The sequence below is a fragment of the Photobacterium obscurum genome, from assembly GCF_026191635.1.
In the GTDB taxonomy this organism is placed as follows: domain Bacteria; phylum Pseudomonadota; class Gammaproteobacteria; order Enterobacterales; family Vibrionaceae; genus Photobacterium; species Photobacterium obscurum.
In genome coordinates this window covers 408010-432311 of sequence record NZ_JAKRRW010000002.1, presented here as the reverse complement: position 1 = coordinate 432311, position 24302 = coordinate 408010, and the positions used below count along the sequence as shown (strand labels likewise).

Here is a 24302-nt window from a genome sequence, read left to right as displayed (position 1 = left end):
AATTCAGGACGGAAATCCCATAATCAAAAAGCCCAAGCAACAAGCTTGGGCTTTTATCATTTATGTCTCGTGCTTCGTAGTGGTTCTAATCCAACAAACTGTTTAGGGCACTACTTAGCCATTGTGCTGCTGGCCCCATGCTACAATCCTTTGGTGAAATACACTCTATCGGAATTGACCAATCTTTATGATCAAATGTCACCGGTAATATGTGAAGCTGGTTAGAAGAATCTTGCTCAACGAGATGTTTAGGCATATACGTCCATCCCAAACCTTTCTCGACATATTTCAGTAACATCCGATAATCATTACCATACCAAACCTGCGATGAAAATGGCTGTAAATGCGCCTGATGAACGCCGTTGACCCCCTTAATCATCAACTGACGATGTGGTATCAGATCTGGTGGTGAAACGCTAGACAAGCTTGCTAAGGGATGGTTTTTGCTAACAATTGGAACAAAAGACATATTACCGATATAGCAAATATCAGCCTCTTTAATAAACGTCATATCACTCAGAATCACACCAATATTTGCCTTTCCGGCAATAACAAACTGAATAATGTCACTGCTAGACATCGTCAGAATATTAAGGGACGTTGCCGGAAAGCGTAGCGAGAACTGCTCAACAAGCGTGTAAAACCGAGTAACTTGAAGGCTATCTTCAATCGCAAGTGTCAATTGGGTTTCTTCGTTATTGGTCAATGCTTTTGACGCACTTTCTAGCTCATAAGCCTGCTGTAAGATCGCCTCAGCGAAGGTCAGCAGATGCTTCCCCTCATTGGTTAAACCGGGCTTTCTGGTGGTTCTGTCAAAGAGAGTCACATCAAGGTCGATTTCTAAGTTGGAAATCCCTTGGCTTACTGCTGACTGAACTTTCCCTAATTTCCTTGCACAGGCAGAAAATGAGCCCAGTTTAGCTGCAGTAACAAACATATTTAACTGATCGAGATTATACATAGCATCACAAATCATGATAGTAACTAACTAGATCTAATCATATATTAAGATACATTAGCCGCATAGATTTACTTCCATGAGTATTAAGCGATGTCAGTTAAAGAACGTATTTTACATAGCCTTCTGTTTGAAGCGATTGCACTGTGTATTTTAATGGTTGCAGCAAAACTATTTACCACTCATAACGCTAGCGTTGTTGGTGGTGTCGCAATTGTCTTATCCCTGTTAGCGATGGCGTGGAATTACGTATACAACTTAGGCTTCGATCGTGTCTTTGGTCAGGATCGGTTATCTCGAAAAGTTGGAATGCGCATTGCGCATGGGATTGGTTTTGAAGCGGGTTTGCTCATCGTAACTATCCCGTTATTGATGTGGGTATTACAAATGGATTTCTGGACGGTGCTTATTCTTGATCTGGGTATTGTTATCTTCTTTTTGGTTTACTCAATCATCTATAACTGGGCTTACGACCAAGTACGCTCAAAAATTACAACAAGAGCAACGGCAATTTAACGGCCGACTGAAATAAAACAAGCCCACGACAGCACAATGCAATCGTGGGCTTTTTAATAACTTACAATATAATAAAAGTGCTATGAAAGAATCTCGTCCACAAATTCAGGAACGAGTACAGAAGCCGGTCCATAGCGTTTCTCCGCAAACTCGCTTTCTACTTCGCTCGGCTCAAGGTTTAGCTCAACAGTATGTGCCCCATGCATAGCAGCTTCATGCACGAATCCCGCAGCCGGATACACCGCGCCAGAAGTACCAATCGAAATAAACAAGTCAGCTTCCATCAGTGCATTATGAATGCGGTCCATGCCGATAGGCATTTCACCAAACCATACGACATTAGGACGCATTGGCGCTGGCATTTGGCAGCAGTGACAATGGTCATCTAGTGAAATATTACCGCTCCAATCGACTGATTGCCCAGTTTGGCTACACTGTGCTTTCAGTAACTCTCCGTGCATATGAATGATATTTTTAGAGCCCGCCGCTTCGTGCAAATTATCGATATTTTGGGTAACGATAGTGACTTTTCCATCGAGTTCTTTTTCTAGTTTCGCCAAAGCCAGATGTGCTTTATTGGGGGAAACGGTACCACTTTCAAGCTGCTGACGACGCTGATTATAGAAGTCCTGAACAAGTGATGGATTTCGATGGTACCCTTCTGGTGTCGCCACATCTTCAATATGATGATTTTCCCATAATCCATCTTGATCACGGAAAGTACGAATGCCCGATTCAGCAGATATACCTGCGCCGGTAAGAATTACGATATTACGGTACGGGAAAAGCATAGGTACGTCCTTTTCTACTTGTATAAGCTATTTATACCATTGTTTTCATAAGGTTATAAGTCAAGATTATTCGACATTAGTCTAATGTTTAGATTTTAACATATAAAGTTATAGTGCGTCAGCGTGTGTTATTTTGCCAAAAATTTACTCACTTACGCTTAATATTCAAATTGTTAACTACATGAGCCTCGCCGTCAAAAAGAAAAAAGCCGATGAATAACTCATCGGCTTTAGTTCAGTATAACTCAACCATTAATGGTATTGAATAACACAGAGACACTGCAGTCAGGCACTAGGCGTTATCTTGTACTGAGCGGCCTTTCTTACCGGCTTCGACTTGTTCATCATAACCAGGCTGGTTTTCAGGAAGATCTTTGACTTCTTCATACCATAGGTCGTGATGTTCTTTAGCCCAAGTTTCGTCTACTTCACCAGTGATCATGCCATCCAATGCAGCTTCCATACCAAACAAACCAATGTAGATATGGAAAACAAAACCACAGATAAGGATCAAGGCAGAGAACATGTGAACAAGGTTCGACAGCTCCATATCACGACGGGTCTGGTCAAAGATTGGGAAATCTAAAATAAAACCACTGACTGTGATAAAGATACCGAAGAAGATAAGAAGCCAGAAAATCGCCTTCTCACCACCGTTCGAGAACCCCGCTGACGGGTGCGTTCCTTTGTGCTTGCCTACCATGCCGCCCATCTTCATGAACCACTTCACATCCACCATATTGAAGATGCTCTTGCGCCACCACTTGATCAGAACGATAAAAAGCAAAACAGCAAAAATTGGACCGATGTAGTTATGGTACTGCTTGGCTGCGTAGATAATCCAACCCCACAGTTCACTCGGTACAACCGGCTTAATAAAGTGTTTACCATAAACTAACGTCAGACCACTGAAGGCCAGTGTCAGAAAGGTGAACGCCATGCTCCAGTGCAGAGCACGATCCATTCGGCTCCAGCGTTTAATCTTGCGGCCAGTTTTAGGCTTGCTTAATTTAAGCGGACCTACCGTAATATAAGCCAGAGCAACCATCGCCAGGCTACCAAAAATAGCTAATGCACCCAGTGGCGACATCCACTTCTCTTTCAAAATGAACCAAGTTTGCCCCGGAACACTAATCAGAACGCCGTGCTCCGGCGAACGAGACGTGGTGTATCCTTCCTGACCATCCTTGACCATGCGCCAATAGTCAGCACCGGCAAAACCTACGATCTCTTTCTGAACCACAGACTCGCCCAAGCGCTCATTATTAGTGTTTTGGCTAGTTTCGTTGCTGGCTAACACTGACAGCGAAAATGTCAGCATGAATGCAGTAACCAGTAACGTAAACCAGCGTTGAATTCGCTTAGTCATTAAAACTCCCGACTGTTTTAACAAACAGTTTTTATACCGTTCTGGATAAGTATCTGGTGATTTAAACCAGAGAAAAAACCAGAAATATGTGTAGATTGGCATTGCTTAACCAAGGTTTCAGCCCGTAAACAGGCTGAAACCGTTTTAGTGTGCTAACACACTGAATTAGCAACAGTGATTAGGCCTTACGTACCTTGCCTGCATCATAGGCAAGATCGTCTACATTAGCCCAGCCAGCCTCTTTAGCGCCACGCGCGACAACACGATCACGATAAACATCAGAGATTTTAGCGGCATCACCAGCCAATAGCGCCTTAGTCGAACATAGCGATGCACACATCGGTAGCTTACCTTCGGCAATACGGTTAGAGCCATATTTCTGCTTCTCTTCGTGTGAACCTGGCTCTACACCCGGACCACCTGCACAGAACGTACACTTGTCCATCTTGCCACGCTCGGCAAACGCCCCCTGTTTAGGGAACTGAGGTGCACCGAATGGACAAGCAAACAGGCAGTAGCCACAACCGATACACAGATCTTTGTTATGACGTACGATACCGTCTTCAGTTTGCTCGAAACAATCTGCAGGACAAACAGCCATACAAGGTGCGTCGCTACAGTGCATACAAGCCACAGAAATTGAGGTTTCACCCGGCTCACCATCATTCAGGGTTACAACGCGGCGACGCTGGATACCCCACTCAAGTGCATCATCGTTTTCGTTTTTACAGGCGGTAACACAACCGTTGCACTCGATACAACGTTTAGAGTCACAAAGAAATTTCATACGTGCCATCAGAATGACTCCTTACGCTTTAGAGATCTTACATAGGGTTACTTTGGTTTCCTGCATCTGAGTAACAGGATCGTAGCCGTATGTGGTTGCAATGTTTGCTGATTCGCCCGAAACAAACGGAGCAGAACCTTCTGGGTAGTTACCGCGTAGGTCTTCGCCCTGGAATTTACCGCCGAAATGGAACGGAATGAATGCCAAGCCCGGTTTAACACGACGGGTTACCATGGCTTTTACATGAATACGCCCCTTCTCGGCACCTTCAACCCAAACCATGTCACCGTCACGGAAACCAAGATCGTTGGCATCTTTCGGGTTCACTTCTACAAACATTTCTTGCTGCAACTCTGCCAGCCAAGGGTTTGAACGGGTTTCGTCACCACCACCCTCGTACTCAACCAGACGGCCAGACGTAAGGATAATCGGGTACTCACCTGATACATCTTTGTCCTGGATAGACTTGTACAGAGTCGGCAAACGGAACATCGCTTCGCTGTCGTTCCAGGTCGGGTAATCAGTTACCAGATCACGACGAGGTGTATACAGCGGCTCACGGTGTAGCGGTACAGCATCAGGGAAAGTCCAGACAACCGCACGTGCTTTAGCGTTACCGTAAGGAATACAGCCGTGCTTGATAGCGACACGCTGGATACCGCCTGACAGATCGGTTTTCCAGTTTTTACCTTCTGCAGCGGCTTTTTCTTCTGCCGTCAATTCATCCCACCAACCGAGTTGCTTCAGCATCTTGTGGGTAAATTCCGGATAGCCGTCTTCCAGCTCACAACCTAGCGAGTAGCTATCATCAGCCAGCAGGCTTTCACCGTTACGCTCTACACCAAAGCGAGCACGGAAGTTACCACCGCCCTGCGCAACCGTCTTGGATGTATCGTAAAGAATGTGGGTACCTGGGTGTTTCATCTCAGGCGTACCCCAACACGGCCAAGGCAGACCGTATGTTTCACCGTCAGCCACACCGCCTTCAGCTTCAAGCGTTGTCTTGTGGAAGGTGTGCCAGTTCTGCTGATGTGCCTTCAGACGCTCAGGGCTCTGGCCGGTATAGCCAATTGTCCACATGCCCTTGTTGAATTCGCGCGTTATGTCTTCAATTACCGGCTGGTTGTTTTCAACCTTGATGTGCTTGAACAGCTGATCGGCTAGACCTAGCTTCTGGGAAAGCAGGTACATGATTTCGTGGTCAGGCTTAGACTCGAACAACGGCTCGATAACCTGATCACGCCACTGAATCGAGCGGTTAGTCGCCGTTACCGAACCTGTGGTTTCAAACTGGGTTGTTGCTGGCAGCAGGTAAACATTGTCAGTACGACCGTTCATAACTGCAGCAACGCCTGGATAAGGGTCAACGATAACCATCATATCCAGCTTGCCCATCGCTTTGCGCATTTCAGGACCACGGGTTTGCGAGTTCACCGCATGTCCCCAGTAGAACATGGCACGAATATTATCGTTCTGCTCGATGTTAGCCTTGTCTTCCAGTACACCATCGATCCAGCGCGATACAGGGATACCAGCGTTATTCATCGGTTTCTTGCCACGGTAGTCAGCCTGATCAAAACGACCTTTTAGCCATTCGTAATCGACATCCCATACGCCTGCCCAGTGCTTCCACGCACCTTCAGACAGACCATAGTAACCAGGAAGGTTATCAGACAGTACGCCAAAGTCAGTTGCACCCTGTACGTTATCGTGACCACGGAAAATATTGGCACCACCACCGGCTTTACCCATGTTGCCAAGAGCAAGCTCAAGGATACAATAGGCACGAGTGTTGTTATTACCCGTGGTGTGCTGAGTACCACCCATACACCAAACGACACAGCCAGGGCGATTTTCAGACAGCATCTTCGCTGTTTTATACACTTCCGCTTCTGGCACGCCACTTACGCGTTCAACCTCTTCCGGAGTCCACTTCGCCACTTCGGCGCGAACGTCATCCATCCCCCATACACGCTGGCGGATAAACTCTTTGTCTTCCCAGCCATTTTTGAAGATGTGGTAAAGCACACCCCAGATAAACGCTACATCAGAGCCCGGACGCAGTGATACATAGTGATCTGATTTTGCCGCAGTACGAGTACGACGAGGATCGGCAACAACGATCTTACAGCTGTTACGCTCTTTGGCGATCAGGATGTGCTGCATCGCTACCGGGTGAGCTTCGGCGGCATTTGAACCAATAAACAGAATCGACTTACAGTTATGCATGTCGTTCAGTGAGTTGGTCATCGCACCGTAGCCCCAGGTGTTGGCAACACCGGCAACCGTCGTTGAGTGACAGATACGTGCCTGATGGTCAACGTTGTTAGTGCCCCATAGCGAGACCATTTTACGGAACAGATAAGCCTGTTCGTTGTTATGCTTTGCCGAACCCAGCCAGTAAACTGAATCCGGGCCTGATTCTTCGCGAATTTTCAGTACTTGCTGGCTGACTTCTTCCAAAGCCTGCTCCCAGCTAAGTTTCTTCCACTTACCGTTAACCAGCTTCATTGGGTATTTAACGCGACGCTCACCATGACCGTGTTCACGTAGCGCGGCACCTTTAGCACAGTGTCCACCAGCATTAAAAGGATGGTCAAAAGCGGGTTCTTGGCCAGTCCAGACACCTTCTTGTACTTCGGCGTAAATACCACAGCCAACAGAACAGTGAGAACAAATAGTACGTTTTACTTCAACAGGCGCTTTCGGATCGACCGTTTTCGCCTCAGCTTTTTTCATCATGCCCGGTGCAAACATGCTAGCACCAGCAACACCACCAGCCGCTGCTAGGGATGTGTTACGGATAAAGGAACGACGAGAAATACCTAGCTGGTTTTCGTCCTTGCTCACTTTGTCGGAACGTTTAGTCAGTTTCATTTATTGCTCCGCCTTACAAGGTTTCGTAGTAATCACGAATATGCTGAGTTTCGCGATAGCCGGTTGTTTTAGATTCATTTTTTTCTTCAGGCTTGTCAGCTGCTGCCTGAGCAACAGTTGTCGTGCCAGCAGCAACAGCACCAGCAGCCACACTTAAGCCAATGTTTTTCAACAATTGGCGACGGCTTTGATTGGGTTTATTTTGCTCACTCATTAAAGCTTGCTCCTTTATCGTTGTTCCTGATGACAAAAAAACATCTCCAGGAATCGATTCTTTTGTTTTATCTAATTACGTCGTAACAAAAAGTAAATTCAGAAAGTTCTAGTTCACTTCAATAAAACGCGTTTTCTCTACCGTTAAAAACTGCAATGCCAGCTCACCCACCGCACAGTAGAACACGGCACTTTCAGCGGCTTTCATATCGGCACACAACCGCTCAAACCACGTCGCAATATGGCGATTAAAGAAGGTTCTCTGAAGGTGCTCGTCACCTCCTTCCACCAGCATCGCCATCACTTCAAGTAGCGCAGCAATGTGGTCTTCCGGCTCTTTTACCGACTCATCACGCTGAAAACCCAATTGAACCAAGTCACGACGAAGATGAGCCAAAGGCATCTCCATCAGGGATCCGGTTAGATACCAGGACCCAAATGGCACAATTTCACCACGACCAATTCCGATAAACAGATCTTGATATTCTTCTTCAACAGCAATGAGATTGGCTTTTTGAGCCGCCAGTTTGACTAAGGGCCAAGCTGCAGCCATCTCGGTAACTTGATGGTCTGACGTATCAACATTTAGATCCGCAAGCCAATTCAGAACATTTTCGTCTGGCGCCTGACGCATTAGATGGGCAAGCATGGCGTAGATCTCGATACGTAGTGACGTTTCTTCGTGTTGCGGCTGATTTACCATTAATTGTTCCATTTTCCGTTCCTTACACCCTTAGCTGACTTTCTGGATCATTTTCGATCTTTGAAAAGACATCACGAACGCGACAGTCTTCACACATAGCCAACCGGCGAATGGCATCTCCCTGAAATTGGGAGTGACCTTGTAACTTTTCAGTTAGCATTTTCACCATGGATGCCGGCGCAAATGGTTTTCCACAACTGGTACAACAAGCCGCTTCTTCTTCATGAACAACTTGCGCTGCCTGACGCGCTTCTTTATCCCAGTTAAAACCGGGTTTTAAAGAAATCACTTTTTCAGGACACGCTTTTTCACACATACCGCATTGCACACAATCTTGCTCGATGAACAATAATCCCGGACGATCACCAATCGAATGAAGTGCGCGTGTCGGACAAACAGCCACGCAACTCATACACAAGGTACAATCATCAGATTGGCATTCAACGGAGCCATAAGGTGCATTTTCAGGTACATCTGAACACTCAGGTTTTTGAGCCGCTGCGTTATATAGCAATTCCAAAACTGCAAAAAGTTTTTCACGCTTAGTGCCTTCAATACGTTCTGCAGCAGGCAGGGTTGCAGGGATCAGCGCGGTATCAAATACCTTAAAAGAATCAGCAGTCGCTAAATCAAATAAAGTAATACGATCAGCGTCATAACCCAGTTCAGTCAAAAATGCCTGAGCAATCGTTAGTTCATCAGTTAGAACACGATCAATAGTGGCAGGAATGTAAGCAGCATTGGTCGCCAAAAGAACTTGATGCGCTCCATAAGCCAGCGCACTAAACCAAGTATCAATACCTACAGTGGCAAGCTCTTCCAGTGCAACAGGAACAACTGTTGTCGGAAGTGTTGCAAGCGCCTGAACAACAGACAGCTCATCACGATTCCCATATAGAAGAAGTGTTGGGTTTTCACCCCCTTCTTGCAGATATCGGCTTAGTAGGCGATGCACAAAATGCTGGGTATTATCAGGGTCCGGTAACGCGTAACTAATCGCTTCTGTAGGGCAAGCGGTCGCACATGTACCGACCCCCTGACAAAGGTATGGATTGATTTCAATCGCATGGCCGTTACTGGACAAAGCTCCCGCAGGGCACGCATCCACGCAACGATCACACCCACTAACACCGCGTGATGAATGTGCACAAATATCTGGGTTCAAACGAAAATATTTTGGCTTATCGAAGGTTCCAAGCATATCTGGAAGATCTTCAATCACATTAGCCAATTTGGCTTTTCCCGCTCCAACGCCATAATAACCAGGAGCTGGAATTTCTGTTGCGACAACACCCTCAGCAGTCATATCGACAACGAGGTCAAAACAGTCACGGCCAATCGCAATTTTTGCCAGATTAGCAGAAGCTTCTGTTGTTGCTATTTCCGAAAAAGAACCATCAACTCGACAAGTCACTTCAAATGCACCGAGGTAACCTTTAACAGCGACCTGATTACTGAAGTACAAGTTTTCAACCTTCTCTGCGGTATCCGCTTTTTCAGTCGCCATTTCTGTGACCAAAAGCGTTACAGAATTCAAAGATGAAAATTGAGTTGCCAGCGCTGTAACCGTTTCCTGAGGACCAATGATCAATAAATTCCCGCGGCTTTCATAGGAAACCGTAGGAGGGATCAGATTAGACAATTCGACCGTTCCTGCAATTGCAGTATGGCGTGCTTGTCCATTTGAATCAGAAAACGCTTCTAGTGTACTTTTTAACATTCTTATTCCTGTCTACTCGTCACCGCTAGTCAGTGCCGATTAAAGGTGCTTGTTTAATAGGTGTTTTTATAAGTAACTTAAAAAACAATCGCCTTCACACTCTTTATAAGAGCAATAACCGAACCAACTTTTTACGGAATAAAATGACCTATAAGGAACTAAAGTCGGAAAGAGACAGTTTGGACAATACGTCATGCGACAATTTGTCCCACGCTTTAATTTGTATTGCGCCAAAATGTCCCGATTATTATTAAGGGTATTTTTCCCTTTTTGTCCCAACTTCGCTTTTGATTTCATTGTTAACGTTGATTTCTCAACGTTAGCTGCTTTTTCTTTCTGATTTATTAGTAATAATTAGCTTCTATCCGCTAACTCATTCAACTTGGCATCATGAGCACCAAGTACGGCTTCATTATCAAGCTGGCTACCTTGAACTAGCTCCTCTGAAGTCTCTGTATGTGCCCTATCTGGATTACTCTCTCGTTCAACACGCGCTTGCGAAGATCCTTTCTTGCCAGAACCTTCCGAGCTGCTTTGATCAAGTGCATCTGCAACTTCTTCAATTTTTTCAGCAGCTTGATTCACCCAGTTCCTAAGTTGTTTTGTCACGTTGCTGTCCAAGGTAGGGACATTGGAAAAGTCTTCCGTGTGATCATCCATATCACTGACATAATTAAACTCGTCAGAATGAAACAACTTACGTAGCGCCGCTTTCTTTACTGATTTTTCGACCCCCGTTTTCATGAATGAAGACACGCCACTCTCAAAGGTCACATTGGCAACATCTTTTAAAGTAAGTGAAACTTCTTCACTAGTTAAATCAGGTTCCGAACCGCTCTCTGATTCTGCACCACCAGCCTTGGCACTCGTTTCGCTTTCCAAACATAAATCACTAGGTTGTTGTTTTATATCGGAGATATGAACGTCAACCTCAGCCGTATCAACTACGGTATCAGTGTCTGGGGGCGTGCTATCAGCAACATCCTCGCGAGCCGCTAATTTCCGGCCAGACCAACGCTGGAAAAAATTAGTTGCCACTGGAGCGCCCTTTTTTATCTTTGTTCTTACCTTTGCAGCGCTTGCGTTTGAACTCGATTAGTTCGCCGTGCCGGCCAATAAAGGCTTCCATCCAAGCCTGTACCTGAAGCGGCGTCTGGATATGTAAAACCTGATAATCGCCATCCATATAGCTCCCGGCAACGCTTTGCGCAGCAGTCATTAGCAAAGGAGAAAGCTGCTCGTTTTCTTCTTCACAAACAATGAATAAGTGCGGGTCCTGAGAGCTCAAGTTAAAGCGATATTCAGTACGCTCATCACGATAAAGCTCCAAAGGAAGAATGTATCCACCGTCGGTTTGTGCAACGGCCTCTTTTTTGTCTTGATCATAAAGACACACATCTTCAATTGACCAAGATAAGGTCGACCACCGACCTATTTGCTTTTCCTCGGAGACCAGACGAAATGCGATAGGCCATATGGATTCATCTTTACGTAAATCTGGCACAGTCACTCCTTACTCATTGCTCGTTAACCTTTCAATACGGCTACCAAAGCAATAATCAGACCAACTTAAATAAATATGGTAATTTCTACGTCTAAGCCATGGTTTCACGTAAACTGCAGTTGCTAACAATTAACCCCATGTATCAAGGCATGACTAGTGAGTCGGACTAGCCGATGTGAACAAAGCTGGATTCAGAGCTGGAACGATATTTGCTTAAGCAATGTTACTCATAATATTTTAAAAACCACTTCAGACAGTAAGCACTATTGAGCATAGTTTCTTTAGTGGATATAAAGATGATTAAACTGTTTTCGATCAGCAGGAACTTCTGATGACCCAATTGCCGAAAATTATAAAAACCAAATCTTCCGTCAACCAAACCATGACCGTTCAGGTCATGGATGAATACGGCGACATGATGGACAAAGAAATCGCCTGCGAGCACCCTCTAACGGTTTACCTTAACTGGATTGAGGTCGTTACCCTGATGACGCTGGGCGAACGCCCTTCCGCATTAGTGCTTGGCTACTTGAAGAATCAAGGCTTTATAGAAGATATAGATAGCATCGAATCTTTGATCATCGACTGGGATACCAACTCGGCGGCCGTGATCACCCGAGAAAATACCGATGGACTAGAAAAGAAGCTGGGGAAGAAAACGGTTACCTCAGGCTGTGGCCAAGGCACTATGTTCGGTAATGTAATGAAGAAGCTGGAAGGCGTCACCCTTCCTCAGCCGAAAGTGCCACAATCCAAACTGTACGGTTTGCTCGAATCTCTGACCCATCACAACGAAACCTACAAGGCGGCTGGTGCGGTTCATGGATGTGCGGTCTGCAAAGATACCGAAATACTCTCTTTTGTCGAAGATGTTGGTCGCCATAATGCCGTTGATACACTAGCAGGTGAAATGTGGCTTAAGGGCGAAACAGGCGAAGACAAAATTTTCTACACCACAGGCCGTTTGACCTCTGAAATGGTAATCAAAGTCGCTCAGATGGGCATCCCTGTTCTGCTATCCCGCTCGGGGGCAACACAGATGGGTTATGAGCTCGCCCAGAAGCTTGGGATCACTATGATTGCCCGTGCCAAAGGCCATCGTTTTCAAGTCTATAACGGACAAGAAAATCTGATACTGGATATCAAGGGCGATTCTGAAACGAGCACTGAAAAAATGCGACAAACCGGAGGCAATGCGTAAATGTCCCCCAGCTTCCCTGAATTTATGAATGCCAAACTGGTTGCTGAATACCTGGATCTAAATGAGAAGAAGGTATATGCCCTTGCCAACGACGGTTTGTTGCCCGCAACCAAAGTGACAGGAAAATGGTTATTTCCCAAAGCCATGCTCGACAAATGGCTGCTGGAGTCCTGCCATAACGGTGTGCTTAACGATCGCCTTCTTATTGCAGGATCTGATGATCCTCTATTACAAATGATTGTCGGCAACATGGCCAATAAGTTAGGTAGTACCGCTTTGGTTGGTTATACCTCTACTGGAACCCGTCAGGGCCTCGCGATGTTAAGCAAAGGTCATGTCGATATGTGTGCTATTCACTGGGGTCATGCCGATGAAGCACAACTCCGCCATCCGGCTTTATTACAACAATACCCTGGGCATAAAAACTGGGTACTGGTCCACGCTTTTGAGCGCCAGCAAGGTTTAGTTGTTAGCCATGAAATCGCCGATTGCGTGAATGCTCGCTCCTTAAACCCTCAAGAACTACTGGCCTCTCGTTGGCGTTGGGCCCTACGCCAGGAAGGTGCCGGTAGCATGCGAGCACTAGAAGAGTGGCTGCACGGCCATGCCTTCAATGTCGAGATGCTTACCAAAGCCGACATCTGTTATAGCGAGCGTGAACTTGCTTCTTCTATCGCACGTGGACAGGCTGATGTTGGCTGTGCCAGCCAAAGTACTGCCGGCGAGTTTGGCCTTGGCTTTATTCCTCTATGCCGTGAAGCTTTCGAGCTCGTTATCCCCAAAAACATTTACTTCCGTACGCTGCAGCAACAGTTGATGCAATCATTGTCAGCCCACGATGTCCAGGCGAAGGGTGACCAACTTGGGGGGTACAACTTCCAACGCACAGGTCAACAGGTTTGGAGCGCAAGTTAAGGCTGAAGGCTGATAGCCGAACTGGCTACTAAACCCCTATTGGATACCTAATAAAAAGCGAGCCTACCAAAGACGGCTCGCTTTTTTATTTCCAGAAAGCAAGCTGGCGAACACTATGATGGCAAAAAATTTCATAACCTTGATTCTCCCCTTGAGGATAAGCTATCAAACATAAGAAACACAGAAGCTACAAAGCAAAAATTGCCATCAAATAGGCATCTTCAATATTCAAACCGAACACACTCAAATCAAGGTGCCCTGGGCGCCCAAAAACAATGGGATTTATTCAATAAGTGAAAATGCTTATGATCTGTTGAATTTAGTTAGATACTTCTCTGCCAAAAATTATTAATTCGATTCTCTGGCTATCACACCTTAGTTTTTGCGCACGCAATTGCATTCCAATGGTATTCAACGCCACTCCTACCATCTTCACGATTTCGCTCACGTTCGCGTTTCAAATGACCCGTTTTTGACCCAAATCATAAGTTAAATAAATAACCAAACTCTCAATAAATCAGTTACGTTAATGCGTAAACAGTGCACACAATGCAACATTTTTACTCAATATGTGAGCAATTGCTCTAAATGAAGAAATTCCTTTGCGGAATCTTGATCTATCGCCAATTTCTGCCTGTTGAACTTTGAGCTTTTGTGCCACCAGGTGCACACTTGTGGTTGGTCATCTGACCAGTAAATTACTCTGTGTTTGTATAAAAATACTCTGTGTTAAATAAAAGATAATCGCGTAAGGAGTGGTCATGAATTCTTTCATTACCGGCGCAACTGGTTTCATCGGTTCTCAATTTTTAAAACGTCTGGCTAAGAGACCTGGAGATATCTACGTACTTTCATTTAGTGAAGCTTGCGAAGAAAAACTTCAGGCTCTGATCGAAAAACACCAACTACCCAAGAATAAGTTCCACAGTTACCGTGGCTCGATAACTGAAACAAACCTTGGACTATCCGCTAACGACATTAAGTCATTAACCGGAAAAATTACTAACTTCTTCCACCTCGCTGCGATCTACGATCTTGAGGCAGATGAAGAAGCGATGATGCGTGCCAATATTGATGGCACAGAAAACACCCTAAGACTGGCAGAACGTATTAATGCTGGGTGCTTCCACTACGTAAGTTCAATTGCGGTTGCTGGACAGTTTCGCGGCTGGTTCAGAGAAGATATGCTGGACGAGGCGACAGGCCTTGAGCATCCATATTTTGCAACCAAACACAATGCAGAAAAGCTGGTTCGTGAAACAGCAACCATTCCATGGCGCGCTTATCGCCCTGGTATCGTCATTGGTGACTCGGTGACAGGCGAAGCCGATCGTATTGACGGGCCATACTACTTCTTCAAGATTATTCAACGTATCCGCCATGCGCTACCTGAATGGATGCCACTATTGGGGCTGGAAGGTGGCCGTCTGAACTTAGTGCCTGTTGATTACGTGGCTGACTGTATCGATCATATTGCCCACAAAGAAAATGTGGAAGGAAATTGCTTCCAGCTAGTTGATCCAGACCCTTACCGCGCTGGTGAAGTCATCAATATGTTTGCCGAAGCGGGTCACGCGCCTAAAATGGCAATGCGTATTGATATGCGCTTGTTCCGTATGGTGCCAAACAACTTCTGGCAACAGTTGGGACACCTGCCTGTGTTGCGTAACTTTATCGACGCATTAAGCCAGGAAATGCAGGTTCCTAAAGATGCGCTGAGTATGTTTAACTACCCAACGCAGTTTGATTGTTCCAATACACTCAATGCATTGGCCGACAGCAACATCAGCTGCCCTCGCCTGCCTGATTATGCCGCAAATATTTGGGACTACTGGGAACGTAACCTCGATCCGTCACTGCATGTAGATCGAACTCTGAAAGGTTGTGTCGACAATAAAGTTATCGCAGTAACAGGCGCCTCTTCTGGCATCGGTTATACAACAGCGCTGAAACTTGCAGAAACCAACGCTACCTTGGTGCTTATCGCACGAGATCTAGAGCGTCTGCAACAAACACGTAATGAAGTTGAACGTCTTGGTGGCCGTGCGTTTATTTACCAGTGCGATCTCAGCAAAGACGAACCAAGCCAGGAAGTGCTTGAGGAAATCAAACGCCAGCACGGTAAAGTCGATATTCTGATCAACAACGCCGGCCGCTCTATTCGCCGTTCAGTGATCAACTCGACAGATCGCTTACACGATTATGAGCGTACCATGCAAATCAACTACTTTGGCTCGCTAAGAATGATCCTTGGCCTGTTGCCGGAAATGGTTGAGCAAAAAGCTGGTCACATCATCAACGTATCTTCGATTGCAGTACTAACCAACCAGCCTCGTTTCTCTGCCTACGCGGCATCGAAGTCGGCTCTGGATTCATTTACCCGTACTGCCGGAACCGAGCTTTGCACTAAGGGCATCAACTTCACAACTATCAATATGCCTTTGGTCGAAACACCAATGATCGCCGATCACTACCGCAAAGCTGAGGGTGGTATTCCTCTTCTTACTTCTGAAGAAGCCGCGGACCTGATCATTAAGGCCATTATTGAGAAGCCAAAGCGTATTGCAAACAAAATGGGTCTATTCGCAGCCTTGATCCACGGCGCGTATCCAAAACTGGGTGAGTTGGTTATGAATGCTGGCTACAACATGTCACCAGAGTCTGGTAGTGCCGAGCCAACAAGCGAGCCGAAAGAAAAGAGTCCAGAGGCGATGGCTCTTTCAAGCATCATCCGCGAAATCCATATGTAAGGAAACACCATGCAAGTTACAGCGATTCACGACTATAAAGAAAATCTGGATACCCTACTGCGCTACTTCAGTGAAGATGAACTCATTACTGAAAAATACCAGAAACTGGGTGCCAGAAATGTTCGAGTCAGCAAGATTGAAGAAACGGATGATGGCTTTGCCGTCGAAACTCAGCGTGAAGTTCCAGCCAATGTTCCCGGCGTACTGAAAAGTATCTTGGGAAACTTCAACACCATCAAGCAAAAAGAAACCTGGCACTGGCAGGAAAATGAACAACTGCTTTGCCATATGGATGTTGAAATCATTGGTGTTCCTGCATCTATCTCTGGCCAGATGATGTTTAGCGAGCCGACTGATCGCGCTGGCATTGCAACGCAGAACAATGTGTCAGTTACCGTTAAATCGTCGGTTCCTCTCATCGGTAGTACCCTGGTGTCTTTTATCTGTGATGATATTAAGCAGCAGATGCAGGCTGAGTACGAGTTTCTGCGTGAAACTCTGCCACAGCTTGTTACCGAGGGCTAAGACAAGCCAGTGAGATAAACGTAGCTGTCCAGTTCCATGGCGAGATGACATCATCTCGGACTGGGCAACTACTTTCAGTAAACAAGGAAGATACAATGAAAACCCGCGACAGGATTTTGTTAGTTAGCCTTGACCTGTTTAATCGTGATGGTATTGCGCAGGTAAGCACGCTGATCATTGCTACAGAAATGGGGATCAGCCCAGGTAACCTTTACTATCACTTCAGGGGCAAGGATGAGATCATTGCGACGCTAGTGACAGAGTTACAAAACTCTCTTACAACAATCAGCAATGAATACCCGCAACAGGTAAAAGACTTTGATGATTACTGGCCATTTATGCACACCATTATGGCACTGTTTACTCACTACCGCTTTTTGTTCAGGAACCTTGATAACCTCAACGGTCAAAGCCCGCAGATTAAACGTAAGATACGCACACTCATTTTAAAGCTGCGGAATCTGAGTAACGATATGCTGGCGCACCTGATCAGCCTGGGCAAACTAAAATGCGACGATAACAGCCTTCCTCTGCTGGCTGATAATCTGCTGCTTGTAAGCTTAAACTGGCTTAACTACCAAACCTTACTCGATGATAAATACAGTGAGACTGATTTGATCCGTGCTGGCGTACTACGCCTAATTTCAATGGTTGAGCCTTATTTGACCGAATCAGCAAAATCACCGTTTTATACCCATCAAGATTTGCTGGATGAGCTTGTTAACTAGCCATCGCCTTTAATTGGATGGTAGGAAATACGGACTCTTATAAATAACGCCATGCTCATGCATGGCGTTATTATTAATGCCCCGATAGCTCATCCTAATACTCCAGAGCACCGTACCGATTATTTTTTGACGTACCTCGCCTTTTTTTTGACCATTCACCGCTCAATTTACACTTAAAAATCAGCCCGATAAAATTTATGCACGGCACAAAGAGAGGCTCTTCGCTTAAAGTTTGATGGATGTATAAGTTTCGACCTGATTGCACATAAAAAACATGACTTTGGTGCAAAATGGCTATTTAATTACCAGCCTGGTTTATAGGTATGTCACTTATCAATAACAATAAATTGGGCATACCTGTGATTAATGCGAATTGTTGTCAAAGGTTATCCATTCCATGTTCAAGAAAGCCATTCTCCTTGCGGCTATAAGCACTTCTTTTGCTACTCATGCGACCTCACTACTCACTGACAGTGAAACAGAACAGGTAAAGCAGATTAAAGCTCAGTTTACCAACACCGCCGAACTCAAAGAACTCACCAAAATCAGCAGCAGTATTTTTACGCTAACCTCCCAAACAGAAACACTCCAATCATCAATCACCAAAGATAAACAGCTGTACCTGGAATATCAGGCAAAACTCAGTGAGGAAATGTTATCGGGTACCGACGAACAGACAGATTTTTACTTTGGTGCCATGAAGAAAACATCAAAGAAGATCAAGCAGAACCAGCAGAAAATCAAGCAAAATACCGAGACAGTCAAACAGCACAACAACAAGATCGTTCTGCTTAATGAATCTCTGAGAGAGTCGAAAAAGATCTATAATGATAAGCTGAATGCCATTAAAGCTAGTGTAACGAGCCGCCTCAAAAAAGAGTTTGCCAACCCTATTTCAATATCTATTTCAGGTAAGACCCAGTGTTCTCCCTATCAGTCAATCCGAACCTGTTTTGAAAACAAACAGACCACATCCAAGCTTATCCGTGATGCCATTGAAACACGTTTTGGCCAAATCAGTATCACCAGCACAACTAATCAATTTAACGTCGATTCTGCGCTAATGGATTATGACGGTAATGTTGATTACCAAGCCAGCTTCAATCTATTTGTCCAATATAATGAACAGATTGACGCACAGATTGTTAAGGAGGTCGGTGTTGAGTCATTCGATATTAAGCTTCTTAGCAACAAGCCTGCTAGCTTCTACATGGACGGACTGCCTGTTGGCAGTGGCAACAACGTGACAGTTAAGGTTTCAAAAGGAAAATACGCCATTCTGGCAAAGTTTGACGGCCGACAAGAATCGTCAATTCAAGATATTAGGAATCCGGTTAACCTGACTTACAACTTTTGATGATCAAAAATCGTTATTACTCAGCTGGCTCTAGCGTTTTAGCCCTCTACCAAGCCTTCTAAGTGGGTATACACACTGTGAGCCAGCGCCTGCAAGTCATAACCGCCTTCTAGTACCGAAACTATCCTTCCGCTGGCAAAACAAGATGCAGCGTTAACGATTAACTGGGTAACCCAGCGATAGTCACTTTCATCGAGCAAAAGCTGTCCGAGCGGATCTGCCTGGTGAGCATCAAACCCGGCAGAGACAAATATCATCTGCGGCTGATGGCAATGCAAAGCAGGCAACCAGTCCCGTTCGACCGCCTGCCGAAACTCATTTCCGGTGGTACCTGCGGGTAAGGGTGAATTAATGATATTGTCACGCTGAATATCATAATAGCGATGGGGAAAGAAAGGGTGCTGAAATGTTGAACACACCAGTACCTCAGGGCGATCTTTGAATATATCAACGGTACCGTTGCAATGGTGGACATCGAAATCGAGGATAGCGACGCGTTCTATCGCGCGGTGACTAAGGGCCTGCTCAACCCCAAGGGCTATATTGTTAAAAAAACAAAAACCCATCGCAATGCTTCTTTCGGCGTGATGCCCCGGTGGACGCACCGCACAGAATGCATTAGTCAGTTTCCCCTCGAGTACCATCTGAGTTGCCATGGTTACCGCCCCGGCAGCCAAGCGGGCAGCACGCATTGTATGAGGATTAAGCGCGGTATCAGGATCGGCATATACTAGCCCCTGTTTCGGCTGCAGACTATCGAGCCAGCTAATGTACTCAACCGGATGTATTTTCTCCAGCAAGCCCTCGGGCACCGGCTGCGCTGCCAGCCACTTCAGCTGATCACCCAGCTCAGATGACGCCAAATATTGAGTAATGGCCCCGATACGCTCCGGTCGCTCTGGATGATCAGCTCCCATTTCATGCAGCAGGTAATCTCCGTGCGTTATAAAGGCAGTGGTCATCGGCTGCTACTCCTTGTCAAAAAATCCCCTGACGTTAAAAATTATGCTCATTGTTTCGTCAAATAGGGATTCAGCAATTATGCTTGGTATAACTATAGCTGAAGGTTTCAGAGCCTAGCGAGGATCCCAATGGACTGTATTTTCTGTAAAATAGCCAGCAAAGCGATTCCATCAAACCTGGTTTACGAAGACGACCAGATCGTCGCCTTCCGCGATAATGATCCCCAAGCGCCAACGCATATACTCATCATCCCCCACCAGCACATCGCTACAATCAACGAATTGGACACAGCCAACAACGCACTTATCAGCCATATGATATTAACTGCAACAAAGTTGGCTAAAGATCTGTCACTGTCCGATGATGGCTACCGACTGGTATGGAACTGCAACCGTCAAGGTGGTCAGGCTGTTTTTCATATACATCTGCATTTACTTGGTGGCCGCAGAATGCAATGGCCTCCGGGCTAAAATTAAAATAATGTTGCTGGCTTACTCAGGGTGCCAATTCTCTGACCTTGATGGACTTTGACACCCTTAAAAACGCCAGGCTCAAAAAGGAGAATATTTAATGAGCCGCCGTATTTGAAGTGTCCAAGCTGTTCACCCTTGTATACAAGCAACGGATTCTGGTCATCGATTTTTTTGTATTTATTCGCTGTGTTTATCGAACTCATGTCTGCGCCTATCTTACTGATAGTATTTAAGCCGACAGCAACCATCGCCACCTGACCAAATCTTTCGGTTTGAAATATAAAAATAGCGCGGTGAAACTGCTCAAAGACACTAAAATCAGCATCACTAGCACCAACGTTTCCATTATGAAACCAAGATGGCGCCTCTTCTAAGCCAAAATAGACCTTACCAGCCTCTTCATAGTGAACTAGTTTTCCGGTAACTGGGGAGTGGTAATGATGGTAGTCCGAAGGCAGTAATACGCACGAGAGAGCTGTCCCGCCAATAAAACGGTCCCAGCTATAATAACCATTAAGTAATTGTTTTACATTTAGCTTATTGTGACCTTTTGTCTCGATGACAGTCTCACCTGTAAGAGCCGAATCAATCATATTTAATTCACAATCGGCAGGTGCAACAATCACAGCATCATCTTCTGCTGAGGAAACGGGTCTTGCACCGGGTTTGAGCTCTCGAGTAAAGAACTCGTTAAATGTCCGGTATCCTCCGCCGGGCACCCTGAAGTCTTCAATATGCGTTGCAGGATCATTAACCCATTCCGCTATGGCCTCTTGCACTTCAGTACTCGGCGTATCCATGAATTTTCCGCGAGCCATAATAAACTTGACAGTCCAGTCATAAATAACCGGCTCGTCATTTATTTTAAATGTATTGAGAAAATAAGATGCCTTTTCATTGTTATAATAAAATTCAGTGAAATGCATAATAAAGCCAAGCCCAACTTTTGATGGCGTAGCTAAAAAATGAAACCAATTATTGAAGTAATAACAATAGTCCATGTAATCTTTTTCTGACCAGATATTCTTCTTGGGCTTTAGTGGTGGCTCATCTGGGAAATCCTTAATACTATCAATAGCTTCCTTGAATGCTCCTTGAGCCTCCAAAGAACTTTCAAAAATCCCTTTTAACTCCTCAACAATCGGACACAATGGTTTCTTTTCAAACAATAACATTTCGTCTCTTGTCATGGCTGAGCCTTCCTCACTTTCTCCCGTCAGGTTTTACCGTTATATTTCAAATCCAGGTTAGTTATATGGCATTTTCGATTCAACCCATGAGTGATAACTGAACTAGTCACCCCTTTCATAGTAGGCAATAATATCGGCATATGCGTATAGTTCATTTAACGGATAACTCAACAATAACGAAAAAGCTCCCTCTACAGCAGCGCCAGCTCCTCACGTTCAACTTTTCGAAGCTTACTGACAACCAACTGGTAGGACTTATCTGCCAAATCGAGCAACATCGCCTCATTAACATCGCTACTTAATGACACGGTGATCCAATGACGTTTGTTCATATGGTAACCAGGGATAATTCCCTCAAACTGGCTAACTAACACTTCACCATCAGCGGGTTGGCATTTGTATGTGACTTTTATAACGCCTTGATGTTCCGCCACCAGCGCAAACATCTTACCCTTCACCTTAAATACCAGTGCTTCGGGTCCAAAAGGATAACTACCTTCCGATCCTGTAAATTGATTGAGATACGCTTCCAGTTTCTGCTGCTGCACGATCCTTCCTCCCTACCTTTAAAAACGTTCGCTATCTACACTAACAAATTTTATAAATTGAAAATGATTTGCTTGTCTAAAATGAGATAAGTACAAAACGCATTCATCCTTCCCCTCCCCGTTGTGACTAATTTCTGTGGGCTAGGCTTGTTTTACACAACCTTGACTTGCACCATTTCGCAATTAAAGGAACTATAGCCGCCCGATGATTTATGTAAGACACCGCCAAGGAGCCATTTTGGGCAGAACCTTATTACTCATTTTGACTTTAATGTGCACCAGCCCCCTTGCTGTTGCTAAAGCTAACACCGCTCAGGCTTACCCTGACAATCTTGACCCAAACAAGATTGAAACCGCCTCTGTCAGCACCTATGTGACAGATTTAAGTTCGGGTAAAACCCTTTTCAAGAAAAACTCTGATGTCGTGATGCCGATAGCATCAATTACTAAGCTAATGACGGCTATGGTCGTTCTTGATGCGGATTTATCCCTTAAAGAGAAGATCACCTTTGATAAAACGGATAAAGAGCGTATTTACAACGGCTATTCGCGCATAAGAATGGCTTCCCAACTTAGCCGTGGCGAAGCTATCCACATCGCCTTGATGTCTTCTGAAAACTTAGCCTCTGCAGCACTCGCCGACAACTATCCTGGAGGCTATACCGCTTTTGTCGAGGCCATGAATAGTAAAGCCCAGTCGCTTGGTATGAATGACACTCTATTTGTTGACAGTTCCGGGCTTAGTCCTGACAACGTGTCGACCGCTGCTGACATCACTAAAATGGTGAAAGCTGCCTATCAATACCCTGAAATTCGAAAATACAGCACAACACCAGTGCATACAGCCTATTTTAAGAAGCCTAAGTACAAGCTTGGATACACCAATACCAATGCTCTGGCCCGTGGTAAGAAATGGAGTGTTGGATTAAGTAAGACGGGATACCTGGATATTGCAGGCTACTGCCTTGCTATGGTAGCAAATATCGAAGGTAAGGAGCTGTTAATGGTTATGCTCGACGCCTATGGCAAGCTAACCCCAGTAGGAGATGCGGGGCGCATAAAAAAATGGATTCAAACCGGTCAAAGTGGAAAAATCTCGGATTCAGCCAAGCACTACCAAAAAAGCAAACTGACAGAGCTGACGAAATAGCGAGCCACAGCACGCTGATCACGTCGTGAAACATACATAGCCAACATCCATTAGGCTTTGTCACTTCCATCCCTAACTTAAGCGTTCTTTCCCAGTAAAGAACGTTTAATTGTTTGCTGGCTTCTCGCCTATTGCTAGCTCGCTTTTTTCTGAATAGACTTCGCTTCTTTATACCTTTCCAAGATAAAGTTGGCCATCAGCTTGGTCGCGTCTCTGGCTTCACTCAGCTGATAAAACAGCGGATACACATGTGGCACACCTTTCACAACATTAATGGAGACATCACCACCAGATTCGCCAATCCTCTCGGCTAATCGAATTGAATCATCCATCAGCAACTCTTCCGTACCTGCCGTGATAAATACCGGAGGTAAATCGTGGTGCTTTGCGTAGTAAGGCGAAATATCCGGATCGCAAGGATTATGATTTCCGATATAATTATTTCGCATAAGCAACAGGGTACTTAAGTCAAAGAAAGGATCATCCTTACACTTAGTAAATGCCGATTCTCCCGTAACAGCCATATCTGACACCGGCGACATCATTATCGCACCAGCAGGTAATGGAAGATTGGCATTCCTAAGCCTAAGCAACGTAGTCAGAACTAAATTTCCGCCAGCAGAGTCCCCTGCAAACACTATCTGATGTGGAAGGTACCCATGCATCAATAAGGCACGATAAACCGCAAAACACTCATCAGGAGCCTTAGGGTAAGGATTTTCGGGGGCCAGGCTGTAATTTACCATCAAGCCGCGGGATTTTGCTGCATTTGCGAGGCGGGCGAGAAATGCCCCATGAATTTTAGGGCTGCGGAAGCAGAAACCACCACCATGAAAATAAAGAATAATCTTGTTGCCACTACTTTGAGGCATGTTTACCCAATCACACGAGATATTGGCAAACTTCGTCGGGATAACTTCCATTCCCTTTGGGGCGCTAATGAATGCACCGTAGTTATCAATACTTGAGATCAATTCACGCATTTCAACTGTTGAGTTACAACTCGCAAGTCTTTGACGCATGATTCTGAACAGCACCTTGTTAAAAGCCCGATTGCGCCAACT

Annotated in this window: 22 protein-coding genes and 1 pseudogene; 9 read left to right on the top strand and 14 right to left on the bottom strand. The window is 45.3% G+C overall.

Features of this window, described 5'->3' with window-relative positions:
* Window positions 1-85 precede the first annotated feature (85 nt).
* Window positions 86-961: a LysR family transcriptional regulator gene (locus MD588_RS04115; protein ID WP_265695605.1), complete on the bottom strand. Its 876-nt coding sequence runs from the start codon at window positions 959-961 to the stop codon at window positions 86-88.
* A 90-nt stretch (window positions 962-1051) separates the two neighbouring features.
* On the opposite strand from MD588_RS04115, the gene MD588_RS04110 reads away from it, so the two are divergent.
* Entirely contained in the window at window positions 1052-1474 is a 423-nt protein-coding gene (locus tag MD588_RS04110; RefSeq protein WP_265695604.1) for a PACE efflux transporter, read from the top strand.
* An 80-nt stretch (window positions 1475-1554) separates the two neighbouring features.
* Here MD588_RS04110 and cobB read toward each other — a convergent pair whose 3' ends face one another.
* The 9 genes and pseudogenes from cobB to MD588_RS04065 all read right to left on the bottom strand — a co-directional run bounded on the left by cobB (window position 1555) and on the right by MD588_RS04065 (window position 11438).
* Entirely contained in the window at window positions 1555-2265 is a 711-nt protein-coding gene (cobB, locus tag MD588_RS04105; RefSeq protein ID WP_265695603.1) for a Sir2 family NAD+-dependent deacetylase, read from the bottom strand.
* Window positions 2266-2557: 292 nt separating this feature from the next.
* Window positions 2558-3511 (bottom strand): annotated as a pseudogene (locus MD588_RS04100) (formate dehydrogenase subunit gamma); the annotation flags it as partial.
* A gap of 301 nt (window positions 3512-3812) precedes the next feature.
* Complete coding sequence (gene fdh3B / locus MD588_RS04095; protein ID WP_265695600.1) at window positions 3813-4430, bottom strand: formate dehydrogenase FDH3 subunit beta; 618 nt, start codon at window positions 4428-4430, stop codon at window positions 3813-3815.
* 12 nt (window positions 4431-4442) lie between these two features.
* Window positions 4443-7298 carry a formate dehydrogenase subunit alpha gene (locus MD588_RS04090; RefSeq protein WP_265695598.1) on the bottom strand — a complete coding sequence of 952 codons (2856 nt, stop codon included), beginning with the start codon at window positions 7296-7298 and terminating at the stop codon, window positions 4443-4445.
* A gap of 13 nt (window positions 7299-7311) precedes the next feature.
* Window positions 7312-7512 (bottom strand): twin-arginine translocation signal domain-containing protein, encoded by a 201-nt coding sequence (locus MD588_RS04085; RefSeq protein ID WP_265695597.1) that lies wholly within the window; start codon window positions 7510-7512, stop codon window positions 7312-7314.
* A gap of 108 nt (window positions 7513-7620) precedes the next feature.
* Window positions 7621-8226 carry a TorD/DmsD family molecular chaperone gene (locus tag MD588_RS04080; RefSeq protein WP_265695595.1) on the bottom strand — a complete coding sequence of 202 codons (606 nt, stop codon included), beginning with the start codon at window positions 8224-8226 and terminating at the stop codon, window positions 7621-7623.
* Between the two features lie 10 nt (window positions 8227-8236).
* Window positions 8237-9934, bottom strand: a complete 1698-nt coding sequence (locus MD588_RS04075; protein ID WP_265695594.1) for a 4Fe-4S binding protein — start codon at window positions 9932-9934, stop codon at window positions 8237-8239.
* Between the two features lie 354 nt (window positions 9935-10288).
* Window positions 10289-10972, bottom strand: coding sequence for a DUF3306 domain-containing protein (locus tag MD588_RS04070; RefSeq protein ID WP_265695593.1), 684 nt, complete (start codon window positions 10970-10972; stop codon window positions 10289-10291).
* Complete coding sequence (locus MD588_RS04065) at window positions 10962-11438, bottom strand: DUF3305 domain-containing protein (protein ID WP_265695592.1); 477 nt, start codon at window positions 11436-11438, stop codon at window positions 10962-10964. Before MD588_RS04065 ends, MD588_RS04070 begins: the two co-directional genes overlap by 11 nt.
* 331 nt (window positions 11439-11769) lie before the next feature.
* On the opposite strand from MD588_RS04065, the gene fdhD reads away from it, so the two are divergent.
* The 6 genes from fdhD to MD588_RS04035 all read left to right on the top strand — a co-directional run bounded on the left by fdhD (window position 11770) and on the right by MD588_RS04035 (window position 18914).
* A complete protein-coding gene (gene fdhD / locus MD588_RS04060; RefSeq protein WP_265695590.1) occupies window positions 11770-12639 on the top strand; it encodes a formate dehydrogenase accessory sulfurtransferase FdhD in 870 nt (289 codons plus the stop codon).
* Window positions 12640-13554: a helix-turn-helix transcriptional regulator gene (locus tag MD588_RS04055; RefSeq protein WP_265695588.1), complete on the top strand. Its 915-nt coding sequence runs from the start codon at window positions 12640-12642 to the stop codon at window positions 13552-13554.
* Window positions 13555-14315: 761 nt separating this feature from the next.
* A complete protein-coding gene (locus tag MD588_RS04050) occupies window positions 14316-16304 on the top strand; it encodes an SDR family oxidoreductase (RefSeq protein WP_265695587.1) in 1989 nt (662 codons plus the stop codon).
* 9 nt (window positions 16305-16313) lie between these two features.
* Window positions 16314-16829, top strand: coding sequence for a DUF2505 domain-containing protein (locus MD588_RS04045; protein WP_265695586.1), 516 nt, complete (start codon window positions 16314-16316; stop codon window positions 16827-16829).
* Between the two features lie 95 nt (window positions 16830-16924).
* A complete protein-coding gene (locus tag MD588_RS04040; RefSeq protein ID WP_265695585.1) occupies window positions 16925-17557 on the top strand; it encodes a TetR/AcrR family transcriptional regulator in 633 nt (210 codons plus the stop codon).
* 397 nt (window positions 17558-17954) lie between these two features.
* A complete protein-coding gene (locus tag MD588_RS04035) occupies window positions 17955-18914 on the top strand; it encodes a hypothetical protein (protein WP_265695583.1) in 960 nt (319 codons plus the stop codon).
* Between the two features lie 38 nt (window positions 18915-18952).
* Here the strand turns inward: MD588_RS04035 and MD588_RS04030 are convergent, their stop codons facing one another.
* On the bottom strand, window positions 18953-19876 hold the full coding sequence (locus tag MD588_RS04030) for a histone deacetylase family protein (RefSeq protein ID WP_265695582.1): 924 nt from the start codon (window positions 19874-19876) through the stop codon (window positions 18953-18955).
* A gap of 129 nt (window positions 19877-20005) precedes the next feature.
* Between MD588_RS04030 and MD588_RS04025 the strand changes: the two genes are divergently transcribed.
* On the top strand, window positions 20006-20347 hold the full coding sequence (locus MD588_RS04025; protein WP_265695581.1) for a histidine triad nucleotide-binding protein: 342 nt from the start codon (window positions 20006-20008) through the stop codon (window positions 20345-20347).
* Between the two features lie 2 nt (window positions 20348-20349).
* Here MD588_RS04025 and MD588_RS04020 read toward each other — a convergent pair whose 3' ends face one another.
* Both MD588_RS04020 and MD588_RS04015 read right to left on the bottom strand, forming a co-directional pair.
* Window positions 20350-21540, bottom strand: a complete 1191-nt coding sequence (locus MD588_RS04020) for a phosphatidylserine decarboxylase (protein WP_265695579.1) — start codon at window positions 21538-21540, stop codon at window positions 20350-20352.
* A gap of 191 nt (window positions 21541-21731) precedes the next feature.
* Window positions 21732-22091 (bottom strand): MmcQ/YjbR family DNA-binding protein, encoded by a 360-nt coding sequence (locus tag MD588_RS04015; protein ID WP_265695633.1) that lies wholly within the window; start codon window positions 22089-22091, stop codon window positions 21732-21734.
* Between the two features lie 235 nt (window positions 22092-22326).
* Between MD588_RS04015 and pbpG the strand changes: the two genes are divergently transcribed.
* On the top strand, window positions 22327-23238 hold the full coding sequence (gene pbpG, locus MD588_RS04010) for a D-alanyl-D-alanine endopeptidase (RefSeq protein WP_265695577.1): 912 nt from the start codon (window positions 22327-22329) through the stop codon (window positions 23236-23238).
* A gap of 134 nt (window positions 23239-23372) precedes the next feature.
* Here the strand turns inward: pbpG and MD588_RS04005 are convergent, their stop codons facing one another.
* Window positions 23373-24260, bottom strand: a complete 888-nt coding sequence (locus tag MD588_RS04005) for an alpha/beta hydrolase (RefSeq protein WP_265695576.1) — start codon at window positions 24258-24260, stop codon at window positions 23373-23375.
* Between the last annotated feature and the right edge of the window lie 42 nt (window positions 24261-24302).